This window comes from Paenibacillus cymbidii, from assembly GCF_004764705.1.
In the GTDB taxonomy this organism is placed as follows: Bacteria; Bacillota; Bacilli; order Paenibacillales; family NBRC-103111; genus Paenibacillus_AN; species Paenibacillus_AN cymbidii.
In genome coordinates this window covers 1-12289 of sequence record NZ_SHLX01000010.1, presented here as the reverse complement: position 1 = coordinate 12289, position 12289 = coordinate 1, and the positions used below count along the sequence as shown (strand labels likewise).

General features: G+C 62.5%; 10 protein-coding genes. 1 reads left to right on the top strand and 9 read right to left on the bottom strand.

Annotated features, from left to right (window positions below; translation table 11 throughout):
* The first annotated feature begins 753 nt into the window (after positions 1-753).
* Positions 754-1554 carry a Sip1-related alpha-galactosidase gene (locus EXY20_RS39480; RefSeq protein WP_207671281.1) on the top strand — a complete coding sequence of 267 codons (801 nt, stop codon included), beginning with the start codon at positions 754-756 and terminating at the stop codon, positions 1552-1554.
* 11 nt (positions 1555-1565) lie between these two features.
* Here EXY20_RS39480 and EXY20_RS15090 read toward each other — a convergent pair whose 3' ends face one another.
* The 9 genes from EXY20_RS15090 to EXY20_RS15050 all read right to left on the bottom strand — a co-directional run bounded on the left by EXY20_RS15090 (position 1566) and on the right by EXY20_RS15050 (position 11215).
* Positions 1566-3602, bottom strand: coding sequence for a GTP-binding protein (locus EXY20_RS15090; protein ID WP_235885923.1), 2037 nt, complete (start codon positions 3600-3602; stop codon positions 1566-1568).
* A 96-nt stretch (positions 3603-3698) separates the two neighbouring features.
* On the bottom strand, positions 3699-4490 hold the full coding sequence (locus tag EXY20_RS15085; RefSeq protein ID WP_135552492.1) for a phytanoyl-CoA dioxygenase family protein: 792 nt from the start codon (positions 4488-4490) through the stop codon (positions 3699-3701).
* Positions 4487-4792, bottom strand: a complete 306-nt coding sequence (locus tag EXY20_RS15080; protein ID WP_135552490.1) for a hypothetical protein — start codon at positions 4790-4792, stop codon at positions 4487-4489. The genes EXY20_RS15085 and EXY20_RS15080 overlap by 4 nt, the downstream gene beginning before the upstream one ends.
* A gap of 123 nt (positions 4793-4915) precedes the next feature.
* Positions 4916-6499, bottom strand: a complete 1584-nt coding sequence (locus EXY20_RS15075; protein ID WP_135552488.1) for an AraC family transcriptional regulator — start codon at positions 6497-6499, stop codon at positions 4916-4918.
* Between the two features lie 101 nt (positions 6500-6600).
* On the bottom strand, positions 6601-7176 hold the full coding sequence (locus tag EXY20_RS15070) for a nitroreductase family protein (RefSeq protein WP_135552485.1): 576 nt from the start codon (positions 7174-7176) through the stop codon (positions 6601-6603).
* A complete protein-coding gene (locus EXY20_RS15065) occupies positions 7173-8006 on the bottom strand; it encodes an ABC transporter ATP-binding protein (RefSeq protein WP_135552483.1) in 834 nt (277 codons plus the stop codon). The genes EXY20_RS15070 and EXY20_RS15065 overlap by 4 nt, the downstream gene beginning before the upstream one ends.
* A 19-nt stretch (positions 8007-8025) precedes the next feature.
* The gene (locus tag EXY20_RS15060) at positions 8026-9069 is read right to left on the bottom strand and encodes a FecCD family ABC transporter permease (protein ID WP_135552481.1); all 1044 of its coding nucleotides are present in this window, start codon (positions 9067-9069) and stop codon (positions 8026-8028) included.
* Positions 9066-10073 (bottom strand): FecCD family ABC transporter permease, encoded by a 1008-nt coding sequence (locus tag EXY20_RS15055; RefSeq protein WP_135552479.1) that lies wholly within the window; start codon positions 10071-10073, stop codon positions 9066-9068. Before EXY20_RS15055 ends, EXY20_RS15060 begins: the two co-directional genes overlap by 4 nt.
* 62 nt (positions 10074-10135) lie before the next feature.
* The gene (locus EXY20_RS15050; protein WP_167859246.1) at positions 10136-11215 is read right to left on the bottom strand and encodes an ABC transporter substrate-binding protein; all 1080 of its coding nucleotides are present in this window, start codon (positions 11213-11215) and stop codon (positions 10136-10138) included.
* Positions 11216-12289: the final 1074 nt, after the last annotated feature.

Genomic DNA, 12289 nt, shown 5'->3' with positions numbered 1-12289 from the left:
TAACGATCATGGCCGCAGCATAGCTAACGATTAAAGCCCGGATTTACGGCATATTGGCTCTGATCCGGGTAGCGGCAGCAATTTAAGCCGGGTTTTCCTCCTTATTGGCTCTGATCCGGGCAGCGGCAGCGATTTAAGCCGGGTTTTCCTCCTTATTGGCTCTGATCCGGGCAGCGGCAGCAATTTAAGCCGGGTTTTCCTCCTTATTGGCTCTGGTCCGGGCAGCGCCAGCGATTTAAGCCGGGTTTTCCGCCTTATTTTCGCACACGATCCCTGACTAGCTTTTTTACCGATTCCCTCTCCGATTTTGGAAATTTTATTCTAATTGACAACACACCGAAGCCACTCACTTTCGTACCCTGGCAGTGACACGTACCCGCAGCCCGCTTCCGCCGGATTCCGATCCATTTTACCCGTGATCTTGAATATTCGACCTTGCTGCGGACGCGGCTGCGAGCTACCTTGATGACAGAGAGGATTCCCGCGCGCAGCGGTCAGCCGCCGGCCCTCTCTCCATCGCACCTAGGGCGTCAGTTTTGCTTGACTTACCCCCGGTAAGCCTGGGACGCCCATGTTCCGCTTTGATTCGCAATCCGCAACCATCCGCTTCGATGGCGCAGACGCGCCGCCGATCGCCCTCGCGGGCATAACCGCCTTTGCGCACATCGCAGGCGAAGGCGAAGTCGCCCTCGCCTTGCTTTCGGCCGACAAGCTGCCGGCCCCCGCTGACGCCCCCGCAGCAGCAACGATTTTCTGCCGAACATTTACCGCGGCTTCGGGGAACACGCGCTGCAGAACGCGTACAATTCGTTTTACCACGGCGCGGTTTACTGGGGCGATTACGACATGTTCTGGACGGGGCACCACGACGCGCTGCCGCATATGACGCTGCGCGCCGTCAGCGGCGGGCCGGTTTACTTCAGCGACGCTCCCGGGAAGACGAACGCCGCCATGATTCGGCCGCTCGTCTACAGCGACGGACGCATTATCCGCTGCAGTCAGCCCGGCCGGCCGACAAAAGACTGGCTGACGAAGGACCCGCAGCGCACGAGAGCGCCGCTGAAGATGTGGAATACGGCGGGCGCGGCAGGCATTGTGGCGGCCTTCCACGCGTATGAAGACGAGGACGTGCTGGAGGGCGAAATCGGCCCGGCCGATATTCCCGGGCTGGCCGGCGAGCGTTTCCTGGCGTACGATTCGTTCCGCCATACGGTTCGCCGGATGGGCGCGGAGGAACGGCTCCGGATCCGCGTAGCGCCGCTCGAGGCGGAGCTGTACGTCATCGTGCCGGAAACCGGCGCATTCACCGCGATCGGGCTGACGGACAAGCTGGTCGCCGCAGATGCCGTGCTCGAAGCCCGTTTCGCCGAGGACCGCGCAACGGTGCTCCTCAAGGACGGCGGCATATTTTCGTTCGTGTCCGCGCGCCGACCGGCGCGGGCGGTCGTCAACGGCAGCGAGACGCCGATTGAAACGGCCGACGCCGCACAAGGCTTGTACCGCCTCGACTGCCCGGCCGGCGTCATGCCGACGACGGTTGAGCTGTCGTTCTAAGCGGCGCAAGGCTACACCGACAGCGCCTTGCGAGCGCTGAGGATGTACTTCGCCTGGTCGAGCGGATTGACGCCCCGACGCTGCCGCTCTGCCTGCACGTCCGGCGGCGCAGGAGCATAGCCGGCGAACGACGTCGCGATCGTGCCGCGGCCGCCCGTCTGCGAGCTCAGCTTCACCGGATACTCGAGCGACGTCGCCGCCGGCATCGTGCCTTCGACCGTAAGCCGCCCGCCGGCGACGGACGGAGGCTCGAACGTCGCGCGCATCTGCGCCAGCTCGGCCAGCACTTTGCCTCCATACTCCTCCGGCACCGCAATGCGGAAATGCAGCAGCGGCTCCAGCAGCGTCGTACCCGTCTCCGCCAGCCCCTGCATGATGCCCATCGGCGTCGCCACGGCAAAATCGAGCGGATGCGTATGCCACACATGATGCTGACCTTCTACCAGCGTCACCGCCAGGTCGGTGACCTCCCAGCCGCGCAGCCCTTGCAGCAGCGCCTCCGGCACGCGCCGCTCCACTTCGTTCTGGTACTGCGCCAGCAGATCGTCCGTCCGCACGAGCGAACGGTAGCGCAAACCGCTGCCCCGCTCGCCCGGCTCGATCGCGAAACGCAGAATCGCCCAGCACGGCTTCGGCATCGTGTATGCGATGAACCCGTAGCCCGCGCGGCTCGGCGTTTCCTTGTAAATGATCGACGGCTGCCCGAACGTCGCCGTCAGACCGAACCGGCTCTGCAGCAGGTTCGCGATAATTTCCAGCTGAATGTTGCCCATCACCTTCAGATGAAGCCCCCGCTCCTCCGCCAGCCACTGTGCGTCCAGATGCGGGTCCTCCTCGGACAGCTCCTGCAGCGCCGCCGTCAGCGCCGGGTACAACGCATCGCTGGCCGCTTTCACCTGCACCGTGAGCAGCGGCAAGGCAAGATGCTGCGCCGGCGGCACCGCGTCCGGCACGCCGAGCACGTCGCCGACGCGCGCGTGCTGCAAGCCGCACAATGCCGCGATGCCGCCCGCTTCGACAATACCGGCATCCTCGTGCTTGCGGCCGTCGATCAACCGGATCTGCGTCACCTTCTCTTCCGTGCCGCCGGTGAAATTGCGCACCGTATCGCGATTGCGGATCGAGCCGTCGTAGACGCGGACGAATGCGAGCCGGCCCATCGTTTTGTCCCGCTCGAGCTTGAACACGACCGCGGACAGCGGCTTGTCGGCCCGCCCCGCCGGCGACGGCAGAAAATCGACTGCCGCCTGCAGCAGTTCGGCCACGCCGATGCCTTTGCTCGACGCGCCGTACAGCAGCGGGTGCAGCTCCGACCGCCGCGCCAGTTCGCCGGCGATGGCCCGCGCTTCCGACGAAGCGATCGACTCGCCCGCGAGGTAGCGCTCCAGCACGCGGTCGTCGCACTCCGCCAGCTTCTCGAGCGCCGCCTGGCGCGCCTGCTCCAGTTCGCCCGCCGGCATCGCCGGCTCTTCGCCGCCCCACAGCTCCGCCACGCCGCGGAACGACTCGCCTTGTCCGAGCGGAGCCTGGATCGGCACGGCGCGGTCCGTCAGCAGCTTGGCGATTTCCGCTGCAACTTGGGCCGGGCGCGCGCCGATGCGGTCCAGCTTGTTCATGTACAGCAGCGCCGGCATCCGCTGCTTGCGCAGCGCGTGCCAGATCGTTTCCGTCTGCGCCTGCACGCCTTCCACGGCCGATACGATCACGATCGCGCCGTCCATCACCCGCAGCGACCGCTCGACTTCGGACAGGAAATCGACGTGCCCCGGCGTATCGACCAGGTTGATCGTATAACCGCGCCAGCCGAACGTCGTCGACGCCGCCCGCACCGAAATGCCGCGCTCCCGTTCGACGTCGAGCCAGTCCGTCTGCGCTGTGCCGCTGTCGACGCTGCCCAGCGTGCGAATATGACCGCTGATATACAGCAAATGTTCGGTTGTCGTCGTTTTGCCCGCATCCACATGCGCAAATATGCCGATGTTCCGCATCCGTTCCATAATCTTCTTGATGCCCCCGTCCCGCCAGGTATCGCGCGTTCTTTGTTCCATTGTACAGACTTGGCGGCCGTTTGCCTATTTGCGTCGGAAAAACAAACATCCCGCTCCCCTCTAAGGGAGTCGGGACGTTTGTGGAATATCGCCGCTCTATAAACCCATACGCGTAAGCGCGCCTTCGAACGATACGTCGACGCGGTCGTCGCCGGTCAAATAACGCCAAAATTTGGCGATCTGGATTTGATTGACGCGGCTTTCGTCGCCTGCCCACAGATGATGGCCGGAGCGGCGGATGTATTGCTCCACCTCGGGCTCCTTGTAGCCGTCCGTATTGAACAGCCCGCGCTGCTCCTGGCCGGGACGCAGCCGCAGCTTGAATACGTAGCGGGTCGCGTCGGTATAGTTCGGCTGGGCGCAATGCCAGATGCCGTGGTGCATGAACGCAATCGTGCCGGCCTTGGAAACGAGCCGCTTCTGGCCGACGATATTTTTCAGCCGGGAAATGCTGCCGTTGCTCACTTTGCGCAGATGCGAACCCGGCAGCACAAGCGTAGGGCCCATTTCGTCCGGCGCATCGTGGGCAAAATAAAACGCCTGCACGTCATACCCGAACGGCCGCGTGTCGATCACCGAATCGGCGTGATAGCCTTGGCCCAGATGGTGTTGCGCCTTTACGATGTGCAGATGCGAATGGTCGTATACCGGCGACGTGCCGACGAAGCTTTGCAGCGCGCCTTTCACTTCCGGCAGCTCAAAAATGTCCCGAATCACCGACGACTCGAACCAATACTGGCCGGTGCCGCTGTCGTAGCGGCGCATTTCCGCTTCCGCCCGCTCGTTGTACTCCTGCGGCACGATTTCCGGCAAAATCAAAAACCCGTTCACCGCAAACTCCGCCATTTGCCGCGCCGACAACAGATGCTTTCTCTCCACGCCGCTCATCGTTTGGCCACCTTTCTTTCGAGTACATATTCGTAAGGCAGATGGCCTTGCTCGAATTCGTGCCCGCCGCGGAATACCGGCATCGTTGCCAATTGGATCACGTTCCAGCCGTCGCGCATCGCGTCGAGCACCGAGCCGTATGGCGGCACGTCGGAATCGCCCGTTTGCATTTGTTTTTCGCCCTTCGGCTTGCTGCCGTCATACAGCGCCCACGCTATCGTCTTGGCGTCCAGCTCCGGCGCCGCCAGATGCAGGATCAAAATTTGCTGCCTCGTCTCGCCTGTTGCGATCGACTCGCTCATTTCCCTTCCATCCTCCTGTTTGCTTTCTATTCTCCATTGTAGAAGGCGGCGGCCGATTGGGGGATGGACAATAGTAGCGCAAGGTTGCACAATACTAACCACTTTTTGTCCGAATCCGTATTGTTACTCCAACGCCAGCAATTCGTCGACGATGCGGTGCCGGCCGACGGGCGTCCAACTGAGCCGCACCCAGTTGTCGGTGAACCGGATGCGGCCTCCGCGCAGCTTGCGCATGCCGCCGGCCGGCAGGCCGCTGTCCTCGAGCTGCGCCAGTACATCCGCCTCCTGCCGGTCCGGGTAACAAGGGATCAGGAACATCCGGTCCGACTCGAACGGCGGCATGGCGGCGAGCGGATACGTCATGTTCTGCACCCGCAGCGGCGCGCCGTTGCCCGGCTTCAGGCCAAGCTCGGCGTACAGCAGCTCGTTGAGCGGGTGGCCGACGACGCCCTGGATGCGGATGCTGGTTTCGTACAAGCGCAGCACCGACACCGTTTCGCCGCCGATCGTGTCCGCCAGCATCCGCCGCGCGTACGCCACCTTCATCTCCAGCTGGTCAAAATTGAGCTGCGCCTCCTTCTCCCGGCCGACCAGCTCGGCGATGCGCCGGTGATTGCGGCGCCAGTCCATCGTGTACTCGAGCGCGACGGTCGGGGCGATCTGCCGCAGCTGCTCCTGGAAAGGCACATGCTGGAAGTCGGCCAGAATGAGGTCCGGTTCGGCTTGCCGCAGCGCTTGCAGCTGCTCGGCGATATACGTCCGGGCGCCGGGCTCCCCGGGGTCCGGTCCGTCGTGATGGTTCATGGCCGCCACAACGTCGACCCCAAGCGCCTGCAGGTTGTCCTGGTACAGGAAACACGTCGCCACGGCCACCTTCAGCTGCTTGCGCGCCACATACATCGTCGGGGAAATGCCCATTTCGCGCTTAAACATCCGGCTAAAATAAAACTCGTTCCCGAAGCCGACCGACTCGGCCGTCTCCTTGATCGGGCATTGCTGGTCGAGCAGCCGGCGCGAGGAATCGATCCGGATGCGGTTGAGGTATTCCACCGGGGACACGCCTCTCGCCTTCTTGAAGCTGCGCGAATACGACGTTTGCGTCAGGCCGGCGATGCGGGCGAGCGTGTCTAGCTTCAGCTTTTCGCGGTAATGCTTGTACATGTACTGGATGCTGAGGTCGATGCCTTGGCCGGCCTCTTCCTTCGTTTCCGCCCGATCGGGAAGATCGTCGAGAATCGAACGAAGCATGCTTTGAAAATCGAGCTGCAGCCAGCCGGCCGGCTTCGCCCGGGAGGCGTTGTCGCGGTGGAGCCGGTTCGCCAGCTCCAGCAAGGCGCGCGGCGATTTGACCGGCAGCTTGCCCGGCTGCAGCAGCGTTGGCGTTTCGCCGTTTGCCGCATCGGCCGCCGCCCAGCTTCCGCTCCGCTTGCCGACCGTCAGGCGCTGCAGCCGCAGCAAATAACAGTCCGCGTGGGCGGACTCCATCCTGCCTTGCAGCAGCATGGACGGCGTCAGAAAAAAAGCATCCCCCGCCGAGAACGGGAACACCTCGTGGTCGATGCGCAAATAGCCTTTGCCCGACTGAACGATGCACAACAGCTCGCAAGGCAACGGCGGAAACGGCGACATGCCGCTTCGCAGGAAGCGGCGTTTGCGAATGGAAGACAGGAATATAACGGGGAAACGGGCGGAATCGTCCCGCAGCATGGATCAGTTCACCTTCCCGGCGCAACATATTTCATTGAGAATGATTATCATCAATATAAGTATAACCATTCCTGCGTCGGCTGGGAAGGGAAACGGGCGATTTAATTTTCGACGATCGTGATGAGCTCATCTGCGGACGTGCGCGGCTGCTCGCGCGGAATCGCGTCGGGGTAGCCGATGTGCAGCAGGCCGACGATCTTCTCGCCGGGCAGCACGCCGATTGCGTCGCGGAAGCCGGGATCGTAATTGTAGCCGTTCGTCCGCCAGAACACGCCAAGCCCGCGCTCCCAGGCGGCAAGCTGGAAGTTCTGGATCAGGCTGCAGACGGCGGCGTAGTCTTCGTCCCACACTTTTTGCCGCGGATCTTCCTTCAGTAAGACGACGAGATGGGCGGGCACGTTCTCGAAATAAGCTTTCTTTTTGCCGCCGAACGTTTCCCGGTCTTCGACCGCATACGTGCCGATCATCGCGTCGGCAATCGTCTTCCGCCCGTCCTCGCGGAACAGGATGAAGCGCCACGGCTGCCGGTTCATATGGTTCGGCGCCCAGATCGCAATATCGAGCAGCTCGAGGATGAGCGGCGTCGGCACCGGATCGGGCTTGAACAGGCGCACCGTTCTGCGGGTGCGGATCAGCTCGGCGATCGTGCCGGCTGCCGCCGGTGTCGCTGGGGTCATAACGAACTCGCCTCCTTCATGTGCGTTGCGGCCGCCGGATCGGCCTTGCGTCCTTTCCCTTTCGGGATGCAGAGCGGCGTGCCGAAGAACGGGTCGGCGATGATCTCGCAATCGAGCCCGAATACTTCTTTGACCAGGCCGGCATTGACGATCGCTTCGGGTTTGCCCTGGGCGTAAACCGTTTTGTCGCGAAGCGCCACGATATGGTGCGCGTATCGGCACGCCAGATTCAGATCGTGCAGCACCATCACGACGGTAGTGCCAACGGTTCGGTTGAGCTCGAACATCAGGTCGAGGATGTCGATCTGGTGCGCCATGTCGAGATAGGTCGTCGGCTCGTCGAGCAGCACGGTGCGCGTGCCCTGCGCCAGCGTCATCGCAATCCATGCCCGCTGCCGCTGGCCGCCGGACAAGGCGTCGACGGGACGATCGGCCAGCTCCGTCAGCTTCGTTGCCGCAAGCGCCCCGTTCACCATGCGCTCGTCTTCGCCCGACCATTGCCGCAGCCAATGCTGGTACGGGTATCTCCCTTGTTTGACCAGTTGGAACACGGTCAGCCCTTCCGGCGCAACCGGCCCTTGCGGCAGGATCGCCAGCCTTCTGGCGATTTCCTTCGTCGGCAGCTCAGCGATCAGCTTGCCTTCGAGCACGATGCCGCCTTCCGCCGGCTTCATCAGGCGCGCCATCGAGCGGAGCAGCGTCGATTTGCCGCAGCCGTTCGGCCCGATGAACACCGTGATCCGCCCTTCGGGTATGGCGAGCCGCAGCTTGTCGATCACCGTCGCGCCGCCGTAAGACAGCGTGAGGTTCGTCGTTTCCAGGACGTTCATGCCAGCCCCTCCTGACGCGCTAGCGCGAGTTTCGATGCGTGTACAGCAAATAAATAAAATAAGGCGCGCCCACCGCCGACGTAAACACGCCGACCGGAATATCGAGCGGCAGAAACAAGGTGCGGCCGGCCAGGTCGGCCGCCATCACAATGACGGCGCCGAGCAGCGCCGCCACGGGCAGCACGGCGTCGAAGCTCGCGCCGACCAGCTTGCGCGCCATGTGCGGCGCGATCAGCCCGACGAAGCCGATGCCGCCGCCGACCGCAACGGCGGCCCCGGCAAGCGCGACGCTGACGAACAGCAGCAGCAGGCGTTTGGCTTCCACTGCGCTGCCGGCGCTGGCGGCGACGTCGTCGCCGAGCTGGCCGATATTCACATGGCGCGCCAGCCCGTACGCCAGCGGAAGCAGCACCGCCGTCCACGGCAGAATCGACAGCACATTCTCCCAGTTGGCCGCGTATACCGAACCCGTCAGCCATTGGTACGCCTGCCCGGCGTCGTTTTTCGGATGGAACACGATCATCATCGTCGTCGCCGCCGACGTCAGCGACGCCATGCCGACGCCGACCAGCACGAGCCGGAGCGGGGTGACGCCTTTGCGCCAGGCCAGCACGTAGAGTACGGCGGAGAACTGCAGCGCGCCCGTCATGGCGACAAGCGGCAGCAGGCGGATGCTCGCCTGGCCGGACCAGAAGGCGAGGAACGCCACGGCCGCCGTCGACGCGCCGCCCGTGACGCCGATCATATCGGGCGACGCCAGCGGATTGCGGATCATGCCTTGCAGAATCGCGCCTGACGCCGCCAAAGACGCTCCGGCCATCAGGGCGACGAGCAGCCGCGGGAGGCGCAGCTCGCGCACGACCATTTGATGCTCCTCCGCGCCGGCTCCGAACAGGGAGCGCACCACCTCAAGCGGCGAAATATACATGTCGCCGAGCCCCGTGCTGACGATGCCGACCAAGGCGCACACGAGCAGCAGCGCCGCCGAAACGGCGACCGTGCGCTTGTGCACCAGCAGCGACCAGCGGCGCGAGCGGGAACGGAGGGGGATATACGCTTTCACGATTTCAGCAGCCCCTTCCGCGCAATATACATGAAGAACGGAGCGCCGATTACCGCGGTCATGACGCCGACCGGCACCTCCTCGGGAATCATGATGAAGCGGGCGGCCAGGTCGGCCGCAAGCAGCAAAATCGCGCCAAGCACCGCGCAATACGGAATGCCCCAGCGCAGATCGGTGCCGACGAGGAAGCGCGCGGCATGCGGGATGACGATGCCGACGAAGCCGATCGGTCCGGCCACGGACACCGCAGCGCCGGCCAGCACGACGACCAGCACGCCGACGACGACTTTGAGCAGCACGGTGCGCTGGCCGAGCCCTTTGGCCGTGTCCTCGCCGAGCAGCAGCACGTTCAAATCTTTGGCCGCCAGCCAGGCGACCAGCCAGCTGATGAGCATGTACGGCAGAACGAGCCGCAGCATGTCGGGCGAACGCCCGGCCACCGTGCCCGTGAGCCAGTACAGCACGGTGCCGAGCCCTTGCTTGTTGAGCACGAGAATGCCTTGCGTGCACGAGGCGAACAAGGCGGCCATGGCGGTGCCGCTCAGCACCAGCTTCATCGGCGTCAGCCCGTCGCGGCCGAGCGAGCCGAGCGCGTACACGACCGCCGCGCTGAGGGCGGCGCCGGCGAACGCCAGCCACATGAGCGCCGGCATCGAGCCGACGCGCAGCGCCACCGCCGCCAGCACAACAACGAAGCTGGCGCCCGCGTTGATGCCGAGCACGCCCGGCGAGGCGAGCGGGTTGCGGGTGAGCGTCTGCATCAGCGCGCCGGCGATCGCCAGGCTGGCACCGATCGCCGCCGCAATCATCGCTCGCGGGATGCGTGTCGTGCGGATAATGATTTGTTCGGTGACCGTTTCATCGTAATGGAACGCCGCTTTCCAGCCGAGCGGGATGCCGTAGCTGACCGCGCCGAACAGCATGCTTGCCGCGATGCCGAGCAGGAGCGCAACGCAGCCGGCCAGCAGCCCCGCCGCCTTCCATCCGTTCGTCTGCAATCTCATATCGTTGGCTTCCTATTCCTGGGCCGATGGTCGGTCGGTTCGATCCGGTCCGATTTGGCGGGTCAATTGAGTTTGAAATATTTGCTCAGATCGTCCAGCAGCGATTGGGCGGCCAGCGGGCCTGCGCTGAGGTTCCACGTAATGACGTCCACCTTGTAGTAGTTGCCGGCCTTGACACCCTTCAGGTTTTTCCACAGCGGGTGCGCCGTCCAGTCGTTCATCGTTTTTTCCTTGTCCGGCGCGTCCGCGCTCAGCTGCGTGATGTCGAAAATGTAATCGCCGTCAAGCTGCGCCATCTGTTCCTTGGACGTGAGGTTGACTACCGTTTTGCCTTCGACTTGCTGCGCCTTCGGCCGGGTCAGGCCCAGCTCCTTGAAAATCGTGCCAGCAAAACCCGTGATGTAAATGCGCGAGCTGCCGTCTTCCTCGAACCGCATCAGCGACACTTCCGTCTGGCTCAGCTTGCTGCCGACCTTCTGTTTGAAGTCGGCCACTTTTTTGTCCCAGTTTGCAAGAATTTGCTCCGCTTCCTTGTCCTTGTACAGCGCCTGGGCGCTCAGCTTCAAATTGTCCTTCCACGCGAACACTTCCGCCGTCATCACCGTTGGCGCGATGTTGCTGAGCTGCGGGTAAATTTTTTCATGGCGCGATTTGTTGGCGATGATCAGGTCCGGCTTGAGGGCGATGATCGCCTCGAGGTTCGGCTGCGTTTCTTCGCCGAGGTCCTTGACGCCGTCCATCTTGTCGCGCAGGAACTTGTACCACGGCTTCTGGTCCCACGACTCCACGGCCCCGACCGGCTTGACGCCGAGCGCTACCGCGGTGTCGACCATGCCGTTGTACAGGATGACGACGCGCTCCGGCTGCTTCTTCAGCGTAACCGTGCCCATCGCGTGCTGGATCGTACGCTCTCCCGTCGCCGCTGCGGCCGGCGATGCCGATTGCGGCGCGGCCGAGGCGGCGGCGCTGGCTTTCGGCGAAGCCGAGGCGGTTGCGGGCGATGCGGAGGCGTCTGCTTTCGGCGAAGCCGTTGCGGCGGCTCCCGGGGATCCGGTGGCGGCGCCTCCGGATTCCTTGCCGTTGCCGCAAGCGGCGACGAGCCAAACCAACGTCAAGACGAGTACAACTTGGACTGCTTTCATATTTCTCTTTTCCTCCCCGTGCAGCAACTGCGGCACATGCAAATGATATTGATAATTGTTATCAATTATAAAATCGCGCCTCCGCATTGTACATATCGGATTATATCCGTTTCGTGGACCGATTTTGTCAGGGTGGCGTCCAATGCTCCGTTCCCCATTGTGAAAACGAATCCGGGGCTTCAGTTGATCGCTCTAACGGTTTCAGGTGAGCTTATTGGCGCATTTCGGCCGCTTTTTCATCGCTAACGGTTCCGGGTGAGCTTATTGGCCGATTTCCCTTCAAATGGGGCCGTTTTTCGCGAAATAGCCACTCCTGAAACCGTAAGCGCGGCAAACAGACCATTTTCGGCCGATTAAGCACTATACAAACCGTTAGCCGTCCAAGCCATTCGTCCGGGCACAATTTGGTGCGGAATTGCTCAATTCTCCGCCTAACCTGCTGACTTCTCCGTACATTTAAGCCGGGAAATCCGGCTTAAGTCGTCGCCGTTACCTCGACCGAAACAAATAAGCTGGTAAACCCGACTTAAACCTTCGCCGTTGCCTCGACCGAAGCAAATAAGCTGGTAAACCCGACCTAAACCGCCGCCGTTGCCTCGACCGAAGCAAATAAGCTGGTAAACCCGACCTAAACCGCCGCCGTTACCTCGACCGAAACAAATAAGCTGGTAAACCCGACTTAAACCTTCGCCGTTGCCTCGACCGAAACAAATAAGCTGGTAAACCCGTCCTAATTCGCCGCCGTTGCCTCGACCGAAGCAAATAAGCTGGTAAACCCGACGTAAACCGTCGCCGTTGCCTCGACCGAAGCAAATAAGCTGGTAAACCCGACTTAAACCTTCGCCGTTGCCTCGACCGAAACAAATAAGCTGGTAAACCCGCCCTAATTCGCCGCCGTTGCCTCGACCGAAGCAAATAAGCTGGTAAACCCGACCTAAACCGCCGCCGTGAATTTAGACTAGAAAGTAGACACACTGTAACAGCGACCTGATACAATACAAACAAACGAAAGGTCGAGGTGTGTCATGGGAAATATCCGCCAACATTTTGATGAGGAGTTCAAACGCCAAACCA

Coding starts and splice junctions, on each gene's coding strand:
- EXY20_RS15090 (WP_235885923.1), bottom strand. CDS start 3,602: ATGGAACAAAGAACGCGCGATACCTGGCGGGACGGGGGCATCAAGAAG.
- EXY20_RS15085 (WP_135552492.1), bottom strand. CDS start 4,490: ATGAGCGGCGTGGAGAGAAAGCATCTGTTGTCGGCGCGGCAAATGGCG.
- EXY20_RS15080 (WP_135552490.1), bottom strand. CDS start 4,792: ATGAGCGAGTCGATCGCAACAGGCGAGACGAGGCAGCAAATTTTGATC.
- EXY20_RS15075 (WP_135552488.1), bottom strand. CDS start 6,499: ATGCTGCGGGACGATTCCGCCCGTTTCCCCGTTATATTCCTGTCTTCC.
- EXY20_RS15070 (WP_135552485.1), bottom strand. CDS start 7,176: ATGACCCCAGCGACACCGGCGGCAGCCGGCACGATCGCCGAGCTGATC.
- EXY20_RS15065 (WP_135552483.1), bottom strand. CDS start 8,006: ATGAACGTCCTGGAAACGACGAACCTCACGCTGTCTTACGGCGGCGCG.
- EXY20_RS15055 (WP_135552479.1), bottom strand. CDS start 10,073: ATGAGATTGCAGACGAACGGATGGAAGGCGGCGGGGCTGCTGGCCGGC.
- EXY20_RS15050 (WP_167859246.1), bottom strand. CDS start 11,215: ATGAAAGCAGTCCAAGTTGTACTCGTCTTGACGTTGGTTTGGCTCGTC.